This window comes from Micrococcus sp. HSID17227 (assembly GCF_003989405.1).
In the GTDB taxonomy this organism is placed as follows: domain Bacteria; phylum Actinomycetota; class Actinomycetes; order Actinomycetales; family Micrococcaceae; genus Micrococcus; species Micrococcus luteus.
The window spans coordinates 1-18,747 of record NZ_RBLN01000007.1; the positions used below are offsets into that span (position 1 = coordinate 1).

At 73.2% G+C, this 18,747-nt stretch carries 18 protein-coding genes, 1 tRNA gene and 2 pseudogenes; 10 read left to right on the forward strand and 11 right to left on the reverse strand.

Going from position 1 to position 18,747, the window contains the following annotated elements:
* The 3 genes and pseudogenes from D8M29_RS01005 to D8M29_RS01015 form a co-directional block, all read right to left on the reverse strand.
* Nucleotides 1-186 (reverse strand): annotated as a pseudogene (locus D8M29_RS01005) (glycosyltransferase); the annotation flags it as partial.
* A gap of 246 nt (nt 187-432) precedes the next feature.
* Nucleotides 433-505, reverse strand: a tRNA-Ala gene (locus D8M29_RS01010).
* A 34-nt stretch (nt 506-539) separates the two neighbouring features.
* Nucleotides 540-950 carry a VanZ family protein gene (locus D8M29_RS01015; RefSeq protein WP_127435198.1) on the reverse strand — a complete coding sequence of 137 codons (411 nt, stop codon included), beginning with the start codon at nt 948-950 and terminating at the stop codon, nt 540-542.
* 351 nt (nt 951-1,301) lie between these two features.
* Here D8M29_RS01015 and D8M29_RS01020 point away from each other — a divergent pair.
* The 3 genes and pseudogenes from D8M29_RS01020 to D8M29_RS01025 all read left to right on the forward strand — a co-directional run bounded on the left by D8M29_RS01020 (nt 1,302) and on the right by D8M29_RS01025 (nt 3,235).
* Nucleotides 1,302-2,841, forward strand: a pseudogene (locus tag D8M29_RS01020) (sodium:proline symporter).
* A gap of 34 nt (nt 2,842-2,875) precedes the next feature.
* Nucleotides 2,876-3,004, forward strand: a complete 129-nt coding sequence (locus tag D8M29_RS14065; protein WP_036383231.1) for a putative transporter small subunit — start codon at nt 2,876-2,878, stop codon at nt 3,002-3,004.
* Nucleotides 3,005-3,025: 21 nt separating this feature from the next.
* On the forward strand, nt 3,026-3,235 hold the full coding sequence (locus tag D8M29_RS01025; protein ID WP_127435197.1) for a hypothetical protein: 210 nt from the start codon (nt 3,026-3,028) through the stop codon (nt 3,233-3,235).
* Nucleotides 3,236-3,267: 32 nt separating this feature from the next.
* Here D8M29_RS01025 and D8M29_RS01030 read toward each other — a convergent pair whose 3' ends face one another.
* Genes D8M29_RS01030 through D8M29_RS01040 form a run of 3 tightly spaced genes read right to left on the reverse strand, consistent with a single transcriptional unit; the run spans nt 3,268 to nt 6,460 of the window.
* Entirely contained in the window at nt 3,268-3,963 is a 696-nt protein-coding gene (locus D8M29_RS01030) for an LUD domain-containing protein (RefSeq protein WP_044658796.1), read from the reverse strand.
* Nucleotides 3,960-5,600 carry a lactate utilization protein B gene (locus D8M29_RS01035; protein ID WP_127435196.1) on the reverse strand — a complete coding sequence of 547 codons (1,641 nt, stop codon included), beginning with the start codon at nt 5,598-5,600 and terminating at the stop codon, nt 3,960-3,962. Before D8M29_RS01035 ends, D8M29_RS01030 begins: the two co-directional genes overlap by 4 nt.
* The gene (locus D8M29_RS01040; RefSeq protein WP_036339657.1) at nt 5,597-6,460 is read right to left on the reverse strand and encodes a (Fe-S)-binding protein; all 864 of its coding nucleotides are present in this window, start codon (nt 6,458-6,460) and stop codon (nt 5,597-5,599) included. The genes D8M29_RS01035 and D8M29_RS01040 overlap by 4 nt, the downstream gene beginning before the upstream one ends.
* A 201-nt stretch (nt 6,461-6,661) precedes the next feature.
* Between D8M29_RS01040 and D8M29_RS01045 the strand changes: the two genes are divergently transcribed.
* The gene (locus tag D8M29_RS01045; RefSeq protein WP_127435195.1) at nt 6,662-8,323 is read left to right on the forward strand and encodes an L-lactate permease; all 1,662 of its coding nucleotides are present in this window, start codon (nt 6,662-6,664) and stop codon (nt 8,321-8,323) included.
* Between the two features lie 79 nt (nt 8,324-8,402).
* Complete coding sequence (locus D8M29_RS01050; RefSeq protein WP_127445758.1) at nt 8,403-9,131, forward strand: FadR/GntR family transcriptional regulator; 729 nt, start codon at nt 8,403-8,405, stop codon at nt 9,129-9,131.
* A 55-nt stretch (nt 9,132-9,186) separates the two neighbouring features.
* On the opposite strand, the gene D8M29_RS01055 is transcribed toward D8M29_RS01050, so the two are convergent.
* Entirely contained in the window at nt 9,187-9,684 is a 498-nt protein-coding gene (locus tag D8M29_RS01055; protein WP_036339666.1) for a DUF456 domain-containing protein, read from the reverse strand.
* A 105-nt stretch (nt 9,685-9,789) separates the two neighbouring features.
* Between D8M29_RS01055 and ald the strand changes: the two genes are divergently transcribed.
* Nucleotides 9,790-10,932, forward strand: coding sequence for an alanine dehydrogenase (gene ald / locus D8M29_RS01060; RefSeq protein WP_127445759.1), 1,143 nt, complete (start codon nt 9,790-9,792; stop codon nt 10,930-10,932).
* A 36-nt stretch (nt 10,933-10,968) separates the two neighbouring features.
* On the opposite strand, the gene pdxT is transcribed toward ald, so the two are convergent.
* The 4 genes from pdxT to D8M29_RS01080 all read right to left on the reverse strand — a co-directional run bounded on the left by pdxT (nt 10,969) and on the right by D8M29_RS01080 (nt 14,089).
* On the reverse strand, nt 10,969-11,604 hold the full coding sequence (gene pdxT / locus D8M29_RS01065) for a pyridoxal 5'-phosphate synthase glutaminase subunit PdxT (protein ID WP_036339672.1): 636 nt from the start codon (nt 11,602-11,604) through the stop codon (nt 10,969-10,971).
* Nucleotides 11,605-11,646: 42 nt separating this feature from the next.
* Nucleotides 11,647-12,591, reverse strand: a complete 945-nt coding sequence (pdxS, locus tag D8M29_RS01070) for a pyridoxal 5'-phosphate synthase lyase subunit PdxS (protein WP_127435428.1) — start codon at nt 12,589-12,591, stop codon at nt 11,647-11,649.
* A 115-nt stretch (nt 12,592-12,706) separates the two neighbouring features.
* The gene (locus D8M29_RS01075) at nt 12,707-13,192 is read right to left on the reverse strand and encodes a DedA family protein (protein WP_060974159.1); all 486 of its coding nucleotides are present in this window, start codon (nt 13,190-13,192) and stop codon (nt 12,707-12,709) included.
* A gap of 51 nt (nt 13,193-13,243) precedes the next feature.
* Entirely contained in the window at nt 13,244-14,089 is an 846-nt protein-coding gene (locus tag D8M29_RS01080; RefSeq protein ID WP_036339679.1) for a CoA ester lyase, read from the reverse strand.
* A 158-nt stretch (nt 14,090-14,247) separates the two neighbouring features.
* Between D8M29_RS01080 and D8M29_RS01085 the strand changes: the two genes are divergently transcribed.
* The 4 genes from D8M29_RS01085 (at nt 14,248) to D8M29_RS01100 (ending at nt 18,723) form a co-directional block, all read left to right on the forward strand.
* A complete protein-coding gene (locus tag D8M29_RS01085; RefSeq protein WP_127445760.1) occupies nt 14,248-15,039 on the forward strand; it encodes a GerMN domain-containing protein in 792 nt (263 codons plus the stop codon).
* A gap of 72 nt (nt 15,040-15,111) precedes the next feature.
* Nucleotides 15,112-16,326, forward strand: a complete 1,215-nt coding sequence (locus D8M29_RS01090; protein WP_127435124.1) for a PLP-dependent aminotransferase family protein — start codon at nt 15,112-15,114, stop codon at nt 16,324-16,326.
* A gap of 94 nt (nt 16,327-16,420) precedes the next feature.
* On the forward strand, nt 16,421-18,019 hold the full coding sequence (locus tag D8M29_RS01095; protein WP_049146557.1) for a fumarylacetoacetate hydrolase family protein: 1,599 nt from the start codon (nt 16,421-16,423) through the stop codon (nt 18,017-18,019).
* A gap of 2 nt (nt 18,020-18,021) precedes the next feature.
* Nucleotides 18,022-18,723 (forward strand): GntR family transcriptional regulator, encoded by a 702-nt coding sequence (locus D8M29_RS01100; protein ID WP_036339691.1) that lies wholly within the window; start codon nt 18,022-18,024, stop codon nt 18,721-18,723.
* The last annotated feature ends 24 nt before the right edge of the window (nt 18,724-18,747 follow it).

The window sequence follows — 18,747 nt, forward strand, 5'->3', positions numbered from 1 at the left end:
GGCGCCCTCGGCGGGCAGCACGGCGACGACGTCGCCCGGCAGCCGGGTGCCCTCCCGCGCGTAGACGGTGACGTCGTGGCCCCGGCGCACGAGGTGCTCCACGGTCATGGCCGTGTGCATCTCCAGCCCGCCCTCGTAGGGCGAACGGATGGGGTGGAGCATGTGGGTGAGCACGCTGATGCGCATCGGCGTCCCCTTCCCGGCCCGGGCCGGGCCGAACGGCCCCGTGCGGGGCGGCAGAAGCGCGACTGACCTGCGGTGACACGACCGCATCACGTCCGCGCTGACGTACCCCGGCACTGTAGACACCCGGGGGGTCCCCCCGGAAGCGCCGGCCCCCCTCCCGGGGGTGAGGGCAGGGCAGGCGCTCACGCCCCCGTCACGAGAAAGTCCCGGCCCGCGACCTCGAGGATCGCGGACCGGGACGGTCCGTGGAGCTAAGGGGAATTGAACCCCTGACCTTTTCATTGCGAACGAAACGCTCTACCAACTGAGCTATAGCCCCAGGTCATGCCCTCCCGCGGGAGTGCACCGGACCATCATACGCCCGACGCCCCCGATCCTCCAATCCGGCGACGCCGCGCGGCGACCACGCCGAGCACCACACCCGCCAGATCCGCGACGACATCCACCGGGTCCCCCGTCCGCAGCGGCACCCACGCGTGCTGCACGAGCTCGCTCACCGGCGCGTGCACCGCGAACGGCAGGGCCCACCACCCACTCTGCCCCCGCGCGACGGCGAGGAACGCGGGCAGCGCGAACACGGCCGCGTGGATCGCCTTGTCCAGTCCGGGCACGGCGAACCCGGCCTCCGGCACCTGCTCGCCCGGCAGGTACAGCACCACCAGCTGCACCACGACGGCGACGGCCAGCGCCGCCGCCAGGGCGCGGCGCCGTCGTGGGGAAGCGGGGGCGGAGGAAGCGGCCGGGGAGCCGGAAGGAACGGTCATCCGCCCATTCTGTCCGGCTTCTGCGCCGGGCACTCATGGTCCCCACCCTGCTGAAAGGGCTCTATGTTTTTGCCATTTCTGCGCCGACCATGTGATGATCGCGCCATCCGGGTGGGCTCGTTCCGCCAGGATGCCGGTGTTGACAGCGCCGCCCAGGGCCGAGGGACCGCGATGGCTTGAGCAGAGAGCTCGCCGTTCGTGGACTCGGGACCCGGCGGGATGCCCTCCACCTCCCCGGCCCCTGGCCGCGACGTGATCGGTACGCCACCCTCCGCCCTGCGGAGCCATGCCCGGACCGGACCGCGCCGGGAGATCGGGACGTCCGTAGTCACTCGCGCGAAAGGAAGTTCGATGCCGCCCTCCCAGGACGCAGCATCCCTGACCCAGCTCGGCGTGATCGGGGTGATCCTGCTCGTCGTGCTGTTCTACGGCGGGACCATGATCATGTCCGTGGCCATCTCCAAGAAGAAGGAGAACGCCGACGCCTACATGACGGCGGGCAACCGGATCGGCTTCGGCGTGTCCGCCGCCTCCATGACGGCCACCTGGATCTGGGCCGCCTCCATGTACGCCTCCGTGACCGCCGGCTACACGTACGGCGTCTCCCGTGCTCGGCTCCGTCATCTCCCTGACCTCCAACTTCATCGCCGGCGGCGCCCTGATCTCCCTGCTGTCCCCGCTGTCCTTCGGCGCGGGCATCCTGATCGTGGCCGCGGGCGTGCTGCTGTACACCCTGTGGTCCGGCTTCCGCGCCTCCGTGCTCACCGACTTCGCCCAGGTGATGGCCATGCTCGGCGCGACCGTCATCATCATCCCCGCCGTGTTCTTCGCCGCGGGCGGCCCGGGCATGTTCCAGGCCGGCGTCGAGGCCGGCCACGTCACGGCCCAGCAGCAGAGCTTCTTCTCCTCCGAGGCGTTCATGAACCAGGGGGCGCCGTACATCGCCGCCGTGCTGGCCTACGCGATCGGCAACCAGACCATCGCCCAGCGCCTCTTCGCCGTGCGTGAGGACCTCATCAAGCCCACCTTCATCACGGCCACCCTCGGCTACGGCGGCACCGTGATCGGCGTCGGCATGCTCGGCGTCATGGCGCTCTACCTGGGCGTCGAGCCGCTCGACGGCGACGTCAACAACCTCCTGCCGCAGATGGTCGCCGACCACCTGCCGCTGGCGCTCGTGGCCCTGGCGTTCCTGATGATCATCGGCTCGCTGTCCTCCACCGCCGACTCGGACCTGTCCGCCCTCTCGTCGATCGTGATGACGGACGTCTACGGCCAGTCGGTCGGCCGCAAGAACGCCGACCCGAAGACCATGCTGCTGATCGGCCGCATCACCATGATCGTGGCGACGGCGGCGGCCCTGTACTTCGCCACCGCCAAGTTCGACATCCTCGACCTGCTGGTCTTCGTGGGCGCCCTGTGGGGCTGCCTCGTGTTCCCCGTGATCGCGTCCTTCTACTGGGGCAGGATCACCAACGTCGCGTTCACGGTGTCCGTGCTCGCCGCGCTGGCCGTGTTCCTGCCCGTGCGCTTCGAGTGGATCCCGATCGAGGGAGCCTGGGCGTTCGTGGTGGAGACCCTCGCGATCCTCGGCGTGGGCGTCGTGCTGGGCATCATGTGCTTCGGCTTCTTCGGCCTGCGTCCGGCGGTCGTGGTCGGCGCGATCGCCTCGGTCGTGATGCTGTTCCTCGGCTACGGCTTCCTGCGGGACTACGCCACCCTCACGGGCTCGCTCGTGGCCTACGCCGTGTCCTTCCTCGTGTGCTGGGGGCTGTCCGTCCGCTCCGGCCGGGACTTCGACTTCGACCGGATCGCGCGCGTGACCGGCGACTTCGACCCCGCGACCGAGGACCTGCCGCAGGTCGAGCGCACCTCGGCCCCCGCGTCCTGATCCCCCCGTCCCCCGACTCGCAAGGAGCATCCGCATGACCGTCGGTCTGACCCTGTACGTCCTGATGTGGCCCGTCCTCGTGCTGGCCGTCCTCGTCTCGATCGCCCGCGGCTTCGTCGCCGACTGGGCCGCGGCCCGTCGGGAGGGCCGCTCGATCATCTGAGGCCTCCGCCGGGGGCGGCCCGTGACCCTGGTGGTCCTCGCCCTCGACGCGGTCGTCCGCCTGACCCCCGCCGAGACCTCGGCCGCCATCCCGGGCATCGCCGGGCTCGGGCGCATGCTCGTGACCGCCGGTCTCGCGCTGCTGTTCGTCGCCCTGTACAGCGGCGTGCGGGAGCGTCAGGCCCACCTCGAGACGGGCCGCACCGGCGGCGCCGTCGTCGAGGGGGCCTGACCCGCTCGATCCCCTGCCCGACCGCGCCCGCGTCAGCGAGCGCGGTCGAGCAGGATCACGTCCAGGCGGCGCGGCCCGTGCACGCCTTCGACGCGCTCGAGCTCGATGTCGCTCGTGGCCGAGGGCCCGGAGATCATGGTGATCGGCGCCGTCGCCTCCACGCGGGCCAGCGCCTCCGGGAAGAGCTCCACCACGGAGTCCAGCGGCACGATGCACACGTGGTGGTCCGGGACCAGGGTGATCGCCCGGCGGCCCTCGTCCGGGCGGCCGCTGAGGAAGATCGTCCCGGTCTCCGCGCAGGAGACCGTCGAGGACGTCACCACCGCGTCCACCTCGTTCAGCGCGTCCACGCTGAGGGGCTCGCGCTCGCCGTCGTGGGCGCCGCGGACCGCGGCCCGCTCCCCCGTGTGGCCCACCGCGGGCTCCGTGATGCGCTCCCGGCCGGCCCCGCGGGAGTCCGCGGGGAGCCAGTCCGGCTCCAGGCCGGCCGGCACCACGTACCGGGCGTCCGGGCCGAGCAGCTCGGCGATGGCCGCGGCCACCGTCTCCTCGGTCTCGTCCCGCACGGAGGCGCGGTAGTCGATCAGCCGGTCACGCAGCATCTCCACCACCTCGGCCCGGTCCCGGGAGGAGGTCCGCCGGTAGGTGCGCTGCACCGGGTCCGCGACCGGCCCGTCCGCCGTCGCCTCGCGGATGCGCCGCAGGATCTCGGCCTTCGCCTCGCTCATCGTCCGTCCTCCTCGACGTGCTCGTCCTCCGGCCGGTCCAGCCCGGTGACGCCGTCCATGGCGACTCGGTGCTCGGTCTCATCCTTGTGGCGGGCCCACCAGTTGCGGAAGGACTCCCGCGGGGGCGCCGGCACGTCACGCTCGTCGGTCCACCCGCCGGCGATGCCCGGCAGCCAGCCGAGCACCCGGTCCGGCCCGGCCGCGACCCGGCCCAACCCCAGGCCCCGCTCGGCCAGCGACATGCGCCGACCCGAGGACATCACCACGGAGGCGCCCTTCATCGCCACGTCCATCTGCGAGGGCGTGACGGACTCCACCGCCGTCTTGGCGCGGGCCAGGGGGCCGGCAGCGGCGTCCTCCTCCGTGCGCAGCGCCTTCCGGGCGGCGTGGGTGGCCTGCACGTCCTCGTCCCGGAGGTGGATGAGGATCGAGGGGATGTCGATGGCCACGGGGCACACGTCGTAGCACGCGCCGCACAGCGTGGAGGCGTAGGGCAGGGTGCCGTTCTCCCCCGCGTCCACACCGGTGAGCTGCGGGGAGAGGATCGCGCCGATCGGGCCCGGGTAGACCGAGCCGTAGGCGTGGCCGCCGGTCTGCTCGTACACGGGGCACACGTTCATGCACGCCGAGCAGCGGATGCAGTGCAGCGCGGAACGGCCCTTCGGGTCGGACAGCACCGCGGAGCGGCCGTTGTCCAGCAGGACCAGGTGGAACTCCTGGGGACCGTCGCCCTCGGTGACGCCCGTCCACATGGAGGTGTACGGGTTCATCCGCTCGCCCGTGGACGAGCGCGGCAGCAGCTGCAGGAACACCTCGAGGTCCTCGAAGGTGGGCACGAGCTTCTCGATGCCCATCACGGTGATCAGCGTCTCCGGCAGGGTCAGGCACATGCGGCCGTTGCCCTCCGACTCGACGACGGAGAGCGTGCCCGTCTCGGCGACGCCGAAGTTCGCCCCGGAGATCGCCACCTTCGTGCTCAGGAACTTCTCGCGCAGGTGTCGGCGTGAGGCCTCGGCCAGGTCGGCCGGCTCGGAGGTGAGGCTCTCGTCCGTCTCCGGCATCTCCCGGAGGAAGATGTCCCGGATCTCCTCGCGGTTGCGGTGGATCGCCGGGACGAGGATGTGGCTGGGCCGGTCGTGGCCGAGCTGGACGATGAGCTCGGCCAGGTCCGTCTCGACGGCGGCCACGCCGGCATGCTCGAGCGCGGCGTCCAGGCCGATCTCCTGGGTGGCCATGGACTTGACCTTGATCACCTCGTCCACGCCCTTGGCGGTGACGAGCTCCGTGATGATGCGGTTGGCCTCGGACGCGTCCCGGGCCCAGTGCACGACGCCGCCGCGTGCGGTGACCTCGGACTCGAGCCGCTCGAGGAGCGCGGGCAGGTCCGCCATGACGGACTGCTTCAGCGCGGAGCCGGCGGCGCGCAGCTCCTGCCAGTCCGGCAGCTCCTCGACGACGCCGGCACGCTTGGCACGGATGGTGTGGGTGGCCCGGCGGATGTTGGCGCGCATCTGGCCGTTCTTCAGCTGCTCGCGGGCGGACTCGGGGAACGGGGTGTTCAGCAGGATCTCGCCCTCGCCGTGGACGGGGCGGACGGTGGGCATTCCCAGGCGCACGCGGGTGGGTGCGGTGCTCATCGGCGGGCCTCCTCAACACGGGCGGACGGTCCGCGGCGGGCGCCGGCGGACGCGGGGATGGACAGTTCGACGGGGCCGTCGACCTCGAGCGGGTTCTCCCGGGTGGCCGCGAGGATCTCGGCGAGGTGCACGGTGCGCAGCGGGCGGCCGTCCTGGCCGCGCGCCTCGCGACGGTGCATGGCCCCGTCCAGGTGGAGCAGGCAGGAGGCGTCGCCGCCCGTGCAGAGGGAGGCGCCGGACGCGGTGACCTTCTCGATCTTCTCCTCCGCGATGGCGGCGGAGACGTCCGGGTTCTTCAGGGAGAAGGTGCCGCCGAAGCCGCAGCACTCCTCGGCGTCCGGCAGCGGGCGCAGGTCGATGTCCGCGACGGTGCGCAGCAGGTCCTCCTGGCGCGAGCCCAGGCGCAGCAGGCGCATGCCGTGGCAGGAGGGGTGGTAGGTCACGGTGTGCGGGAACCAGGAGCCGAGCTGGGCCCCGGCGTCCGTCACCCCGAGGACGTCCGTGAGCAGCTGCGACAGCTCGAGGGTGCGGGAGGCGACGACCTCGGCGTCGCGGGCCAGACCCTCGTCCCCGCCGGAGCGGGCGACGTCTGGCTGCTGGTGGCCGAGCGAGGCCACGCAGGAGGCGGAGGGGGCGACGGCGAGGTCGTAGTCGGCCTTCATGAAGGTGCGGACGTGGTTGCGCACGACGGGCAGGGCGTCCTCCATGTATCCGCTGTTGACGTGCATCTGCGAGCAGCAGACCTGGCCGGGCGGGAAGACCACCTCATGGCCGAGCCGCTCGAGGATGCGGACGGTGGCGAGGGCCACCTTGGGGTACATCGCGTCCACGATGCACGTGGCGAACAGGGCGATTCTCATGCCGGTCTCCGTTCCGGACGGGGCGCCTGGGGCGCCGTGCGGTGCGGCAGCACACGGGTGCCGTAGTGGTCAGACCATATCATGCCAGCCGCTTGCGAGGTGACCGCCCTCACAGTACGCTCCTTGGTCTGACCACAGTGGTCCGACCATCACCGGCCCGACCGGATTCCGCCCCGTCCCCTCGCCCACCGGGAGACCCCCGTGCACACCTTCACCCCCACCCCCGATGCCGCCGGCAGCGTCGCGCTCTCCGCCGCGCTCGGCGTCCTGCCCCTGCTGACGTTCTTCGCCACCCTCCTCGGCCTGCGCCTCAAGGCCTGGCAGTCGGGACTCGCCGCGCTCGTGGTGGCCCTGCTCGTGGCCGTGCTGGGCTTCCACATGCCGGCCCACCTGGCGGCGCTGGCCGCCGCCCAGGGAGCGACCTTCGGCCTGTTCCCGATCGTCTGGATCGTCGTGATGGCGCTGTGGTTCTACCAGGTCACCGTGCTCTCCGGACGATTCGACGACATGCGCGCGATCTTCGACTCGCTCGGCGGCGGAGACATCCGCATCCAGGCCGTGCTCATCGCGTTCTGCTTCGGCGGCCTGCTCGAGGCCCTCGCCGGCTTCGGGGCCCCCGTGGCCATCACGGCCACCATGGTGCTCGGCCTGGGCGTGCCCCCGCTGCGGGCGGCCACCGCCGTGCTGCTGGCGAACACCGCGCCCGTGGCCTTCGGCGCCGTGGGCACCCCCATCACCACCGCCGGCACGCTCACCGGCATCCCCGCCACGCACATCGGCGCGATCGTCGGCCACCAGGCCCCGTTCGTGGCCGTGTTCGTGCCGTTCCTGCTCGTGTTCATCATCGACGGGCTGCGCGGCGTGCGGCAGACGTGGCCGGCGCTGATCGTGATCGGCGCGAGCTTCGCCGTCGCCATCTGGCTGGCCTCGACCCACTTCTCCTACGAGCTCACCGACGTCGTGGCCTCCCTGGTCTCCCTCGCCGCCGCCGTCCTGCTGCTGCGCTTCTGGCGGCCGCGCGGCGCCGAGGAGGCCCGCCAGCGCCTCGGCGCCCCCGCCCGCTCGGCGGCGCAGGACCTCACCCCCGGCCGGATCTTCATGGCCGTGCTGCCCTACATCGTGGTCGTGGCCGTGTTCGCCCTGGCCAAGCTGGCCCCCCCGATCACCGCGGCCCTGAACTCCGTCACCGCGAAGATCCCGTGGCCCGGGCTCGACGGGCACCTCGTCGACGCCTCCGGCGCGCCCCTGGCGAGCACCGTGTACAAGTTCGAGTGGCTGGCCTCCCCCGGCACGCTGCTGCTGATCGCCGGCCTGATCATGGCCGTGGTCTACTCCCGGTTCGACCACGACGGCCGGTTCCCGCTCTCGGTGGGGAACGCGATCGCCGAGATCGGCCGCTGCTTCGCCCGCATGCGCTGGTCCGCCCTGACGATCGTGATCGTGCTCTCGCTGGCCTACGTCATGAACTTCTCGGGCCAGACGGTCGCCATGGGCACGTGGGTGGCCGGCCTGGGCACGGCCTTCGTGTTCCTGTCCCCCGTGCTCGGCTGGCTCGGCACCGCCGTGACCGGCTCGGACACCTCCGCGAACGCCCTGTTCTCCACCCTGCAGCAGACCGCCGCCACGAACATCGGCGCCGATCCGGCCCTGCTGGTGGCCGCCAACACCTCCGGCGGCGTCGTGGGCAAGATGATCTCCCCGCAGTCCCTGGCGATCGCCGCGACGGCGGTCGGCATGGAGGGCCGGGAGTCCGAGATCCTGCGCCGCGTGGTGGTGTGGTCGCTCGTGCTCCTGCTGGCGGTGTGCACGCTCGTGTACCTGCAGTCCAACGTGCTGGCGTGGATGCTGCCGGCGGCGGGCTGACCGCCTGCACCACCCGAGCGGGGCGGCGTCCATCGGTAGGATGGACGGTCGCCGCCCCGCCCCCTCGGAAGGTCCGTCCATGACCGCTGCCCCCGCCTACACCATCGTGCTCGACTGGCTCGAGGCCGAGCTGCGCTCCGGCGCCGTGGCCGTGGGGGACAAGCTGCCCGGCGAACGCACCCTGGCCGAACGCTTCGGCATCTCCCGGGCGTCCGTGCGGGAGGCCACCCGGATGCTCGAGGCCATGGGCCTGATCCGCGCCAGCGCCGGCTCCGGGCCGAACTCGGGCGCCGTCGTCGTCTCCGAGCCGTCCGCGGCGCTGGGCTGGGCGCTGCGCCTGCACATCGCCACCCGGTCCCTGCCGATGGCCGACGTCGTCGCCGCGCGCGTGCTCCTCGAGACCGATGCGGCGCAGGCGGCCGCCGCCACCTCCGGCGACCCCGAGAGCGTCGCCGTCCTGGCCGAGGTGGAAACCCTGCTGGACCGGATGGACGACCCCGCGCTGCCGGAAGAGGACTTCTACCTGCTCGACACCGAGTTCCACGTGCGGCTGGCCACCCTGGGCGGGAACGTCGTGACGGCGATGATGCTGGACTCCCTGCGCCAGGCGACCATCGGCTACGTGACCGAGACCGTGGCCGGGCTGTCCGACTGGCCCGCCGTGCGCGCCGGCCTGCAGGCCGACCATCGGCGGATCCTCGCCGCCTCCGCCGCCGGGGACGGCCGGGCGGCCGCGCAGGAGCTGCGGGAGCACGTCCTCGGCTTCGCCGCCCTCGCCCAGACCGGCAGGGTGCCCGCCGGCGGCTGAGCCGGCGAAGGGTCCGGCGCGCGCGGGGTCCCGCCGGACGGACGGCTCCGGTGGTTCAGGCGGTGACGCCGTGCACCAGGGCGCCCACGCCCACGGCGGTCAGCGAGCCCAGCGCACAGCAGAACTCCACGAGCATGCCCATGCCCATGGCCGTGAGCGCGCCGATCGAGCTGCTGAGCGCGGCCCGGGCGTCCCGGGTGCGGGCCCACTGGGAGGCGAACAGGCCGACGGCGAAGCCGAGGAACAGACCCACCACCGGGATCACGAAGAACCCGACGGCGGCGCCGGCCACCCCCCACAGGATCGGGCCGCGGGTGACGCGTTCACGTCGCAGCCGTCGGCCGGTCAGCACCGCGGACGCGCTCAGCCCCGCCACGGCGAGACCGGCCGCGATGACGCCGAACGTCCAGGACGCGGGGGAACCCAGCAGCGCGGCCCACCCGAGAGCCGTCACGAGGTTGAGCAGCGAGCCGGGCAGGACGGGGTACACGGTGCCCACCAGCCCCACCAGGAGCAGGAGCACGGCCACGAGGGAGATCAGCGCGGGAGTCACCGCACCAGTATGACGGGACGGGCACCGCGGTGACGGCGGCACCGGCGACCGCGCAGCGGCCCCCGCGCCCTCGCCGGAACGGGCCGGATGGGCTAGATTCGCCGCATGTTGGTCGCCGTGCCCACCGAAGTGAAGAACAACGAGTTCCGTGTGGCCCTGACGCAGGGCGGGGTCCAGGAGCTGGTGCGCGCGGGCCACCAGGTCCTCGTGCAGTCGGGGGCCGGCGTCGGCTCCGGCGCCTCGGACCAGGACTACCGCGACGCCGGCGCCGAGCTGGTCGACGACGTCGACGAGCTCTGGCAGCGCGCCGAGCTGGTCCTCAAGGTCAAGGAGCCGCAGCCGGAGGAGTACGGTCGCCTGCGCCGCGGCCAGGTCCTCTTCACCTATCTGCACCTGGCCGCCTCCCCCGCGTGCGCGCGGGCGATCCTGGACGCCGGGACGACGGCGATCGCCTACGAGACAGTCACCCGCGGTCGCTCCCTGCCGCTGCTGGCCCCCATGAGCCAGGTGGCCGGCCGCCTGGCCCCCGCCGCGGGCGCCTACCACCTCCTCCAGCCGCAGGGCGGCTCGGGCGTGCTGATGGGCGGCGTGCCCGGCACCCGCCGCGCCCGGGTGGCCGTGATCGGCGGAGGGGTGGCCGGCGAGGCGGCGGCCGTGATCGCCGCGGGCATGGGCGCGGACGTGACCGTCCTGGACATCTCCCTCGAGCGGCTCGCGCAGCTGGACGCCGTCCACCAGGGTCGGATCCGCACGCTGGCCTCGTCCCACCTGAACATCGGCGAGACCGTGGCGGACGCGGACCTCGTGATCGGCTCCGTGCTGATCCCCGGCGCCGCGGCCCCGAAGCTGGTGACCGCCGAGATGGTGGAGTCCATGCGGCCCGGCTCCGTGCTGGTGGACATCGCGATCGACCAGGGCGGCTGCTTCGAGAACTCGCGGGCCACCACCCACCAGGATCCGACGTACCTCGTGGGGGACAAGATCTACTACTGCGTCTCCAACATGCCCGGCGCCGTGCCGCAGACCTCCACCTCGGCCCTGACCAACGCGACGCTGCCCTACATCAAGCGCATCGCCGACCTCGGATGGCGCGCCGCGCTGGCCGCGGACGAGGGCTTCGCCGGGGGCCTCAACGCGCACGACGGCGTGCTCACCCTGCCCTCCGTCGCCACGGCCGTGGCCGACGAGCTCGGCCTGGACCCCCGGAAGGACGTCCGCGTCACCTCCGAGGTGCTCGCGGAGGCCTGAGCCCCGCGCCCGTCGCGCGCGGGGCCGGCCGGCCGCTCAGAGCCCCGCGAGGAACGCCCGGTGGAAGGACCAGTCGCCGGTCACCTCGGGGTGGAAGGCCGTGGCGAGCAGGTGGCCCTGCCGCACGGCCACGGGCAGCCGCGCGTCGCCGTCGAGCCCCGGGTCCGCCGCGGGCACGGACAGACGCGACGCCGGCACGCTCGCCAGGACCTCGACGCCCTCCCCCGCCTGGAGGACGGCGGGGGCGCGGATGAACACGGCGTGCACCGGCTCCGCCGCGACCGCGGGGACGTCCAGGTCCTCCTCGAACGAGTCGACCTGCGCGCCGAAGGCGTTGCGCCGCACGGCCACGTCCAGCACGCCGAGCCCACCCTGATCCGGCGCCGGGTTGCGGATCTCGCGGGCCAGCATGATCAGCCCCGCGCATGTGCCGTAGGCGGGCAGGCCGTCGCGGAGGGCGGCGATGAGCGGGTCCTTGAGCCCCATGATCCGGGCGAGGCGGTCCATCACGGAGGACTCGCCGCCGGGCAGCACGATGCCGTCCAGACCCTCGAGGTCCGCGGGGCGGCGCACCGGGCGCGTGCGCGCGCCCAGTGACCCGAGCACGTGGGCGTGCTCCCGCACATCGCCCTGGAGCGCGAACACGCCGACGGTCTTCTGTGGACTCACCATGGCCCCGACCCTAGGGCCTCCGGGCACCCGGGGCTCCGCGGCTCACCAGCCGCGCTCGGCCAGGCGGTGCGGGGCGGGCAGGTCGCCCACGTTGATGCCCACCATGGCCTCGCCCAGGCCGCGGGAGGCCTCGGCGACCGCCATCGGGTCGTCGAACTGGGCGGTGGCCTTGACGATGGCGCGGGCGCGCTCGGCCGGGTTGCCGGACTTGAAGATGCCGGAGCCCACGAACACGCCGTCGGCGCCCATCTGCATCATCAGGGCCGCGTCGGCCGGGGTGGCCACACCGCCGGCGGTGAACATCACGACGGGCAGGGTGCCGGTCTCGGCGACCTCGCGCACCAGCTCGTACGGCGCCTGCAACTCCTTCGCGGCCACGTACAGCTCATCCTGGGCCAGGCCCTGGAGCTGGGCGATCTCCTTGCGGATGGTGCGGATGTGCTTCACGGCCTCGGAGACGTCGCCGGTGCCGGCCTCGCCCTTGGACCGGATCATGGCCGCGCCCTCGGTGATGCGGCGCAGGGCCTCGCCGAGGTTGGTGGCGCCGCACACGAAGGGCACGTCGAAGTCCCACTTGTCGATGTGGTTCACGTAGTCCGCCGGGGAGAGCACCTCGGACTCGTCGATGAAGTCCACCTTTAGCGCCTGCAGCACCTGGGCCTCCACGAAGTGGCCGATGCGCGCCTTGGCCATCACGGGGATGGACACGGCCTCGACGATGCCGTCGATCAGGTCGGGGTCGGACATGCGGGCCACGCCGCCCTGGGCGCGGATGTCGGCCGGGACCCGCTCGAGCGCCATGACGGCCACGGCACCGGCATCCTCGGCGATGCGCGCCTGCTCCGCGTTGACGACGTCCATGATCACGCCGCCCTTCATCATGTCCGCCAGGCCGCGCTTGACGCGGGTCGTGCCGGTGCCGCGGGCGCCGTCGTCGGCGGCGGAGGCGGTGGAGGCGGAGAAGCTGCGGGCGCGCTCGTCGCTCATGGTGGTCCTTCCGAAGGGGTGGCGGCCCCGGCCGCGGGGCGGCTGGCCAGGGCGAAGACGCGGTCAACTCTAGTCCCCCGGCGGCGAAGCCCGGCCCGCGTCACGGACGACGACGTCACCCGGCCCCGTGCCGGCGCAGCGTGCGGCGTCGGCGCCAGACGACGAACGCGGCCACGGCCGCGAGGATCAGCACGAGGGCGAGGGCGCCCCGGCCCTCTCCGAGCGCCGCGCCGATGACGGCCCACACCACGGCCATCCCGACGGTCCCGTACACCACGCCCCACAGGAACGTGCCGAGCGCGGCCGCCGGCAGGAACCGGCGCCAGGGCATGCGGGCGACGCCGGCGGAGCCGATCACCGCCGTCTGGATGCCCACCGTGAGGTAGCAGAACGGGATGGCCCACACCCCGTGGCGCTGGATGAAGCGCTGGGCTCGGACATAGACGGGACCCTCCATCACGCGGGCGAACCATCGGGTCCGCTCAACGCCGGAGGCCAGCCCCCGCCCGAGCGAGAACACGATCAGGGTGCGCAGGATCGCCAGCATCCAGAAGAACCCGATGGACCACAGCAGCGGCAGCCCGTCGATCCACGCCATCATGGGCGGAGCCACCCGTCGGTGCGGGGACTCAAGCGCGCGCCCCGGCCGTGCTCACGCGTTCCAGAGCCCGTACGAGTCCGCGAGGTCCGCGATCTTCTGGGCGCGCAGCACGCGGGGCAGGTACGAGCCGTCGCCGACGGCGGCGCCCTGCGCGTGCTTCTCGAGCAGGTCGCGGGCCCACGCGAGCTCGTCCTCGGACGGGGACATCGCCCGGTTGACCCAGTCCACCTGATCCGGGTTCAGGACGAGGCGGCCGGTCATGCCCATCGAGGCGGTGACGGCGCAGGAGCGGATGACCGCGTCCTCACCGTCCGTGTTGCCGGGCGGTCCGTCGATCGCCCCGGGCAGACCGCCCACGCGGGAGGCGATCACCATGCGGGAGCGGGCGTAGGCCATGGCCAGCGGGTCCTCGCCGACGCCGACGTCCTTGCGGAAGTCGTTCACGCCGAAGGCGAGACGGAACGTGCCCGGCGCCTTGGCCACGGCCGTGGCGTTCTCGATGCCCAGGGCGGACTCCAGCAGGGCGATCACCGGGGTGCCGGCGCGCAGCCGCATGGCGGTGAACGTGACCTGCTCCGGCTCCTCGGTCTCGGCCAGCACGACGCCGCGCACGCCGTCGAGACCCGTGAGCGCCTCGAGGTCCCGCTGCCAGTGGTCCGTGGAGGTCGCGGAGATGCGCACCCACGCCGTCATGCCGCCGGAGAGGGCGTCCACGACGTGCTGGCGGGCCGCGTCCTTCTGCTCCTCCGGCACGGCGGCCTCGAGGTCGAAGATGACGGAGTCGGCCTCGGAGGCCAGGGCGGGGGCGAACGCGTCGGGGGTGGCCGCGTTGACCAGCAGCCAGGAGCGGCTGAGCTTGGCGGGCAGGGCGGCGGCGCGACGGTTCCTCACGGGCATGGTCTCCAGCCTAGCCCGCCGCGGCCGTCCGCCCGCGGGCCCCTTCCGACCCGCGGGAGGCCTCACATCCGCTCGCGGCGGGCGAGGCGGGCGGCCGTAGCATGGAGAGGCCGTCGGCCCGTCCGACGCCGCCGACCCCCGACCGCCAGGAGTACCCGATGCGCCCGACCTCCCCTTCCCGCGCCCTGCGGCTCACGGGTGCCGTGGCGGCCGCGTGCCTGCTGGCCGGCTGCGCGGTCGCCCCCGACCTGGCCGAGGACTCGGCGTCCGACGACGGCGTGCCCCTGCCCGCGACGGAGGGGTATCAGCCGCTGACGGTCTACCTCGCCGTCGCCGAGGCGGAGGCGGTCCCGGGGACGAGCGGCCGGCCCTTCGGCTGCGGCGATCTGCTGGTGCCCGTGCAGACCGTGCCGACGGACACCGAGGACGAGGCGGACACCGCCCTGGACTTCCTGTTCGCGGACGAGCGCGGCTGGCACGGCGACCCGTCGCTGTGGAACGCCGTGTTCGACGTGCGCGAAAGCCTCATCCCGACCGGGCACCGCCGCGAGGGCGACGTGGAGATCTTCACCTTCACCGGCACCGTGACGCCGGAGGACGAGTGCACGGCCGAACGGATCCGCGCCCAGCTGCAGGCGACCGCCGCCGCCTTCACGTCCGCGGGCCAGGTCCGACTCGAGGTGGACGGCCGGGACCTCGACGACGTGTTGGGGCTCGAACCGCTCCGCCTCGGCGAGTCCGTGGACGTCCCGCAGGGGGACCCCACGCCGAGTGGGGAGCCGAGCGACGGATCCGGCGAGCAGACGTGGGCGCCGGAGGGCGAGTCGTCGGAGGACACGTGGGCTCCGGCCGACCCCTCGACCTGGGCTCCGGCCGAGGAGTCGTCGTGGGGTCCCGCCGAGCCGACCCAGGGCACGTGGTCCCCCGCCCAGGAGCCGAGCGCCCCCTGACCGCGCGACCCGCCGTCGTCGCCCGTCATCGGACCTTCGGGCACGGCCGCGCCGTGCTATAGGGTGCCGAGCGTGCGGAACCTCCGAGATCACCTGTCCCAGCGCGCCGTCGGCGTGAAGCAGTCCGCGGTCCGCGACGTCTTCGACATCGCGATGGACCCGAACCTCATCTCGCTCGCGGGCGGGAACCCGTGGCTCGCCGACCTGCCCCTCGACGAGCTGGGCCGGATCGCCTCCGACCTGATGACCCGGTTCGGCACGGAGTCCCTGCAGTACGGCCCGGGCCAGGGCACCGAGGAGATGCGTGCCGCCGCGACCGCCGTGATGGCCGCCGACGGCATCCCGGACGCGGATCCCGACCTCGTGGTCATCACCCCCGGCTCGCAGGCCGCGATCGACACCGCCTGCCGGGCGTTCGCGAACCCGGGCGACGTCGTCGTGGTGGAGGACCCCACGTTCGTGGGCGCGTTGACCACCTTCACCACCTGGCAGCTCGAGGCCGTGGCCACGGGCACCGACGACCACGGCCTGGTGCCCGCGGCCCTCGACGAGACCCTGACCCGCCTGGCCGCCGAGGGCCGCCGCGTGGCCTTCCTCTACACGATCCCCTCGTTCGCGAACCCCTCGGGCGCCCTGCTGCCCCCGGGCCGCCGCGCCGAGGTGGGCGCGATCTGCGAGAAGCACGGCGTGCTCATCGTGGAGGACAACCCGTACGGGCAGATCGCGTTCGACGGCGAGCCCGTCGCCCCGATCGCCGCAGACCACCGGGACAACGTGGTCCACCTCGGCACGATGTCCAAGATCTTCTCCCCGGGCGTGCGCATCGGCTGGGCGCTCGTGCCGGCCGCGCTCAAGCGCGAGTTCTACCTGTGCGCGGAGTCCGCCTACATCCACGCGTCCACGTACTCGCAGATGCTCTCCACCGCCTTCGTCACGCAGCTGGACTGGCAGGGCCACGTCCGCCACGTGACCGGGCTGTACCGCGAGCGGGCCGCGGCGCTCGTGGACGCGGTGCGTGAGCACTGGGACCCGGCGGTCGAGTTCATCACCCCGCAGGGCGGCTTCTTCCTGTGGGCCACCCTGCCGGCCGGGGTGGACACCCTCGAGGTGATGCACCGCGGCATCGAGGCGGGCGCGGTGTTCGTGCCGGGGGCGGCCTTCACCCCCGTCGAGGGCACGCACTCCACCCTGCGCCTGGCGTACTCGTTCGTGGCGGCCGAGAAGCTCGTGGAGGGCGTGCGGCGCCTGGCCCCGGCGGTGAACGAGTCGATCGACCGGGCCCGCTGAGCCGCGGCGGGCGCCCACGACGACGTCGGCCCGGCGCGTCTGCCGGACGTGCGACCTCTTCCCCGGGCCCGCGAGATCGTATACGATCTCGACCATGACGCAGAGCACACCGGATCCCACGCCCACCGTCACCGAGCACGACTTCACCGTCCGGGAGAACCGGCCGGGCAAGGTGCTCGCCGTCCACCTGAACTACCCCTCCCGCATCGCCCAGCGCGGCCGGTCCCCGCAGGCCCCCGGCTACTTCCTCAAGGCCGGCACCTCCCTCGCCCGCACCGGCGACACCATCGAGCGCCCCGCCGGCACCGAGCTGCTCGCCTACGAGGGCGAGATCGCGCTGATCATCGGCCGCACCGCCCGGCGCGTCAGCCCGAAGGAGGGCTGGTCGCACGTCTCCGGCATCACCGCCGCCAACGACTGGGGCCTCTACGACCTCCGCCACGCGGACAAGGGCTCCAACGTCAAGAACAAGTCCGGCGACGGCTACACCCCGCTCGGCCCCGCGGTGATCTCCGCCGCGGGCCTGGACCCGGCCGCCCTGCGCGTGCGCACCTGGGTCAACGGCGAGATCGTCCAGGACGACACCACCGAGGGCCTCGTCTTCCCGTTCGGCCAGCTCGTGGCCGACCTCTCGCAGCTCATGACGCTCGAGGAGGGCGACGTCATCCTCACCGGCACCCCCGCCGGGTCCTCCGTGGCCCAGCCGGGCGACGTCGTCGAGGTGGAGGTGGACGCCCCCAGCGCCCCCGGCGCACCGACCACCGGCCGCCTGGTGACGACGGTCGTCGACTCGGAGCACTCCCTGGCCCCGTTCGGCGCGCAGCCGCAGGTGGACGACGTGCAGCGCGAGGAGGCCTGGGGCTCCCGCGAGGCCGCCGGTCTGGCCCCGCAGGCCGCGGCGCCGTCGTCGTCCGCGGTGGACGAGAACGGCCACTGGGTCGCGAGCGCCCCGCAGCCGGACCGCTCCCTGCTGACCCCCGAGCTGCGCGCCAAGATCGACGCCATCGCGGTGGCCACCCTCACCGCCCAGCTGCAGAAGCGCGGCGTCCAGAACGCGACCATCGACGGCCCGCGCCCGATCCACCGGGGTCGGCGCGTCCTCGGCTACGCCAAGACCCTGCGCTACATCCCCAAGCGCGAGGACCTGGCCAAGGAGTTCGGCGGCGGCTTCAACGCCCAGAAGCGGGCGATCGACTCGGTGCAGCCGGACGACGTGGTGGTCATGGAGGCCCGTGGCGAGCACGGCACCGGCACCCTCGGGGACGTCCTGGCCCTGCGCGCCCAGGTGAACGGCGCGAACGCCGTGATCACGGACGGCGGCATCCGCGACTCCGCCGCCGTCGCCGAGGTCGGCCTCCAGGTGTACGCCGGCGCCACGCACCCGGCGGTGCTGGGCCGCCGTCACATCCCGTGGGAGGTCGGCGGCACCATCGCCTGCGGCGGCACCACCGTGCAGCCCGGCGACATCATCGTCGGCGACGACGACGGTGTGGTGGTCATCCCGCCGTCCCTGCTCCAGGAGGTTGTGGACGACGCCTACGAGCAGGAGCTCCAGGACGCCTGGGCGTACGAGCAGGTCAAGGCCGGCTACCCGGTGGACGGGATGTTCCCCCCGAACGCCGAGTGGAAGGCCAAGTTCGCCGAGTACCGCAAGACCCTGCCGGACGCCCCGGCCCCGGAGGGCGACGCCTGAGCATGCGCCGCACGGACATCGGAACGGTCGGCCTCGCAGGCGCCCCCGTCTCCAAGGCGGACCGCGCCTACCAGGCGATCCTCGAGGGGATCCGGGACCAGCGCCACGAGCCGGGCGACCGGCTGGTGCTGTCCCAGATCGCCGCGGAGCTGGGCATGTCCGTGGTGCCCGTGCGGGAGGCGATCCGCCGCCTGCAGTCCGAGAAGCTGGTGGCCTACGAGCGCAACGTGGGCGCCACCGTGGTGGGCATCGACCCGGTCGAGTACCGCCACACCATGGAGACGCTGGCGCTGGTGGAGGGGTTCTCCACCGCCCAGTGCGCCCCGCACGTGACCGCCGAGGACCTCGCGGCGGCCCGCGAGGTGAACGCGACCATGCGCGCGATGACGGAGTCGGAGACGGCCTGGGACCCGGTGACGTTCACCGAGCTCAACCGCCGCTTCCACTCGATCCTGTTCGAGCATCACCAGAACGAGCACGTGCACGACCTGGTGCACCGCGGCTGGAACCGCCTGGCCGCGCTGCGCTCCTCCACGTTCGCGTACGTGCCCGGCCGGGCGGTGGCCTCCGTGGACGAGCACGAGCACCTGCTGCGCCTGATCGAGGACGGGGCGCGCTTCGAGGAGATCGAGGCCGCCGCCCGCGCCCACCGCCTGAACACCCTGCGCGCCTACCTGGAGCACGGTGCCGAACCGTCCGCGTGACCGCCGGCCGGACCGGCGCCGACG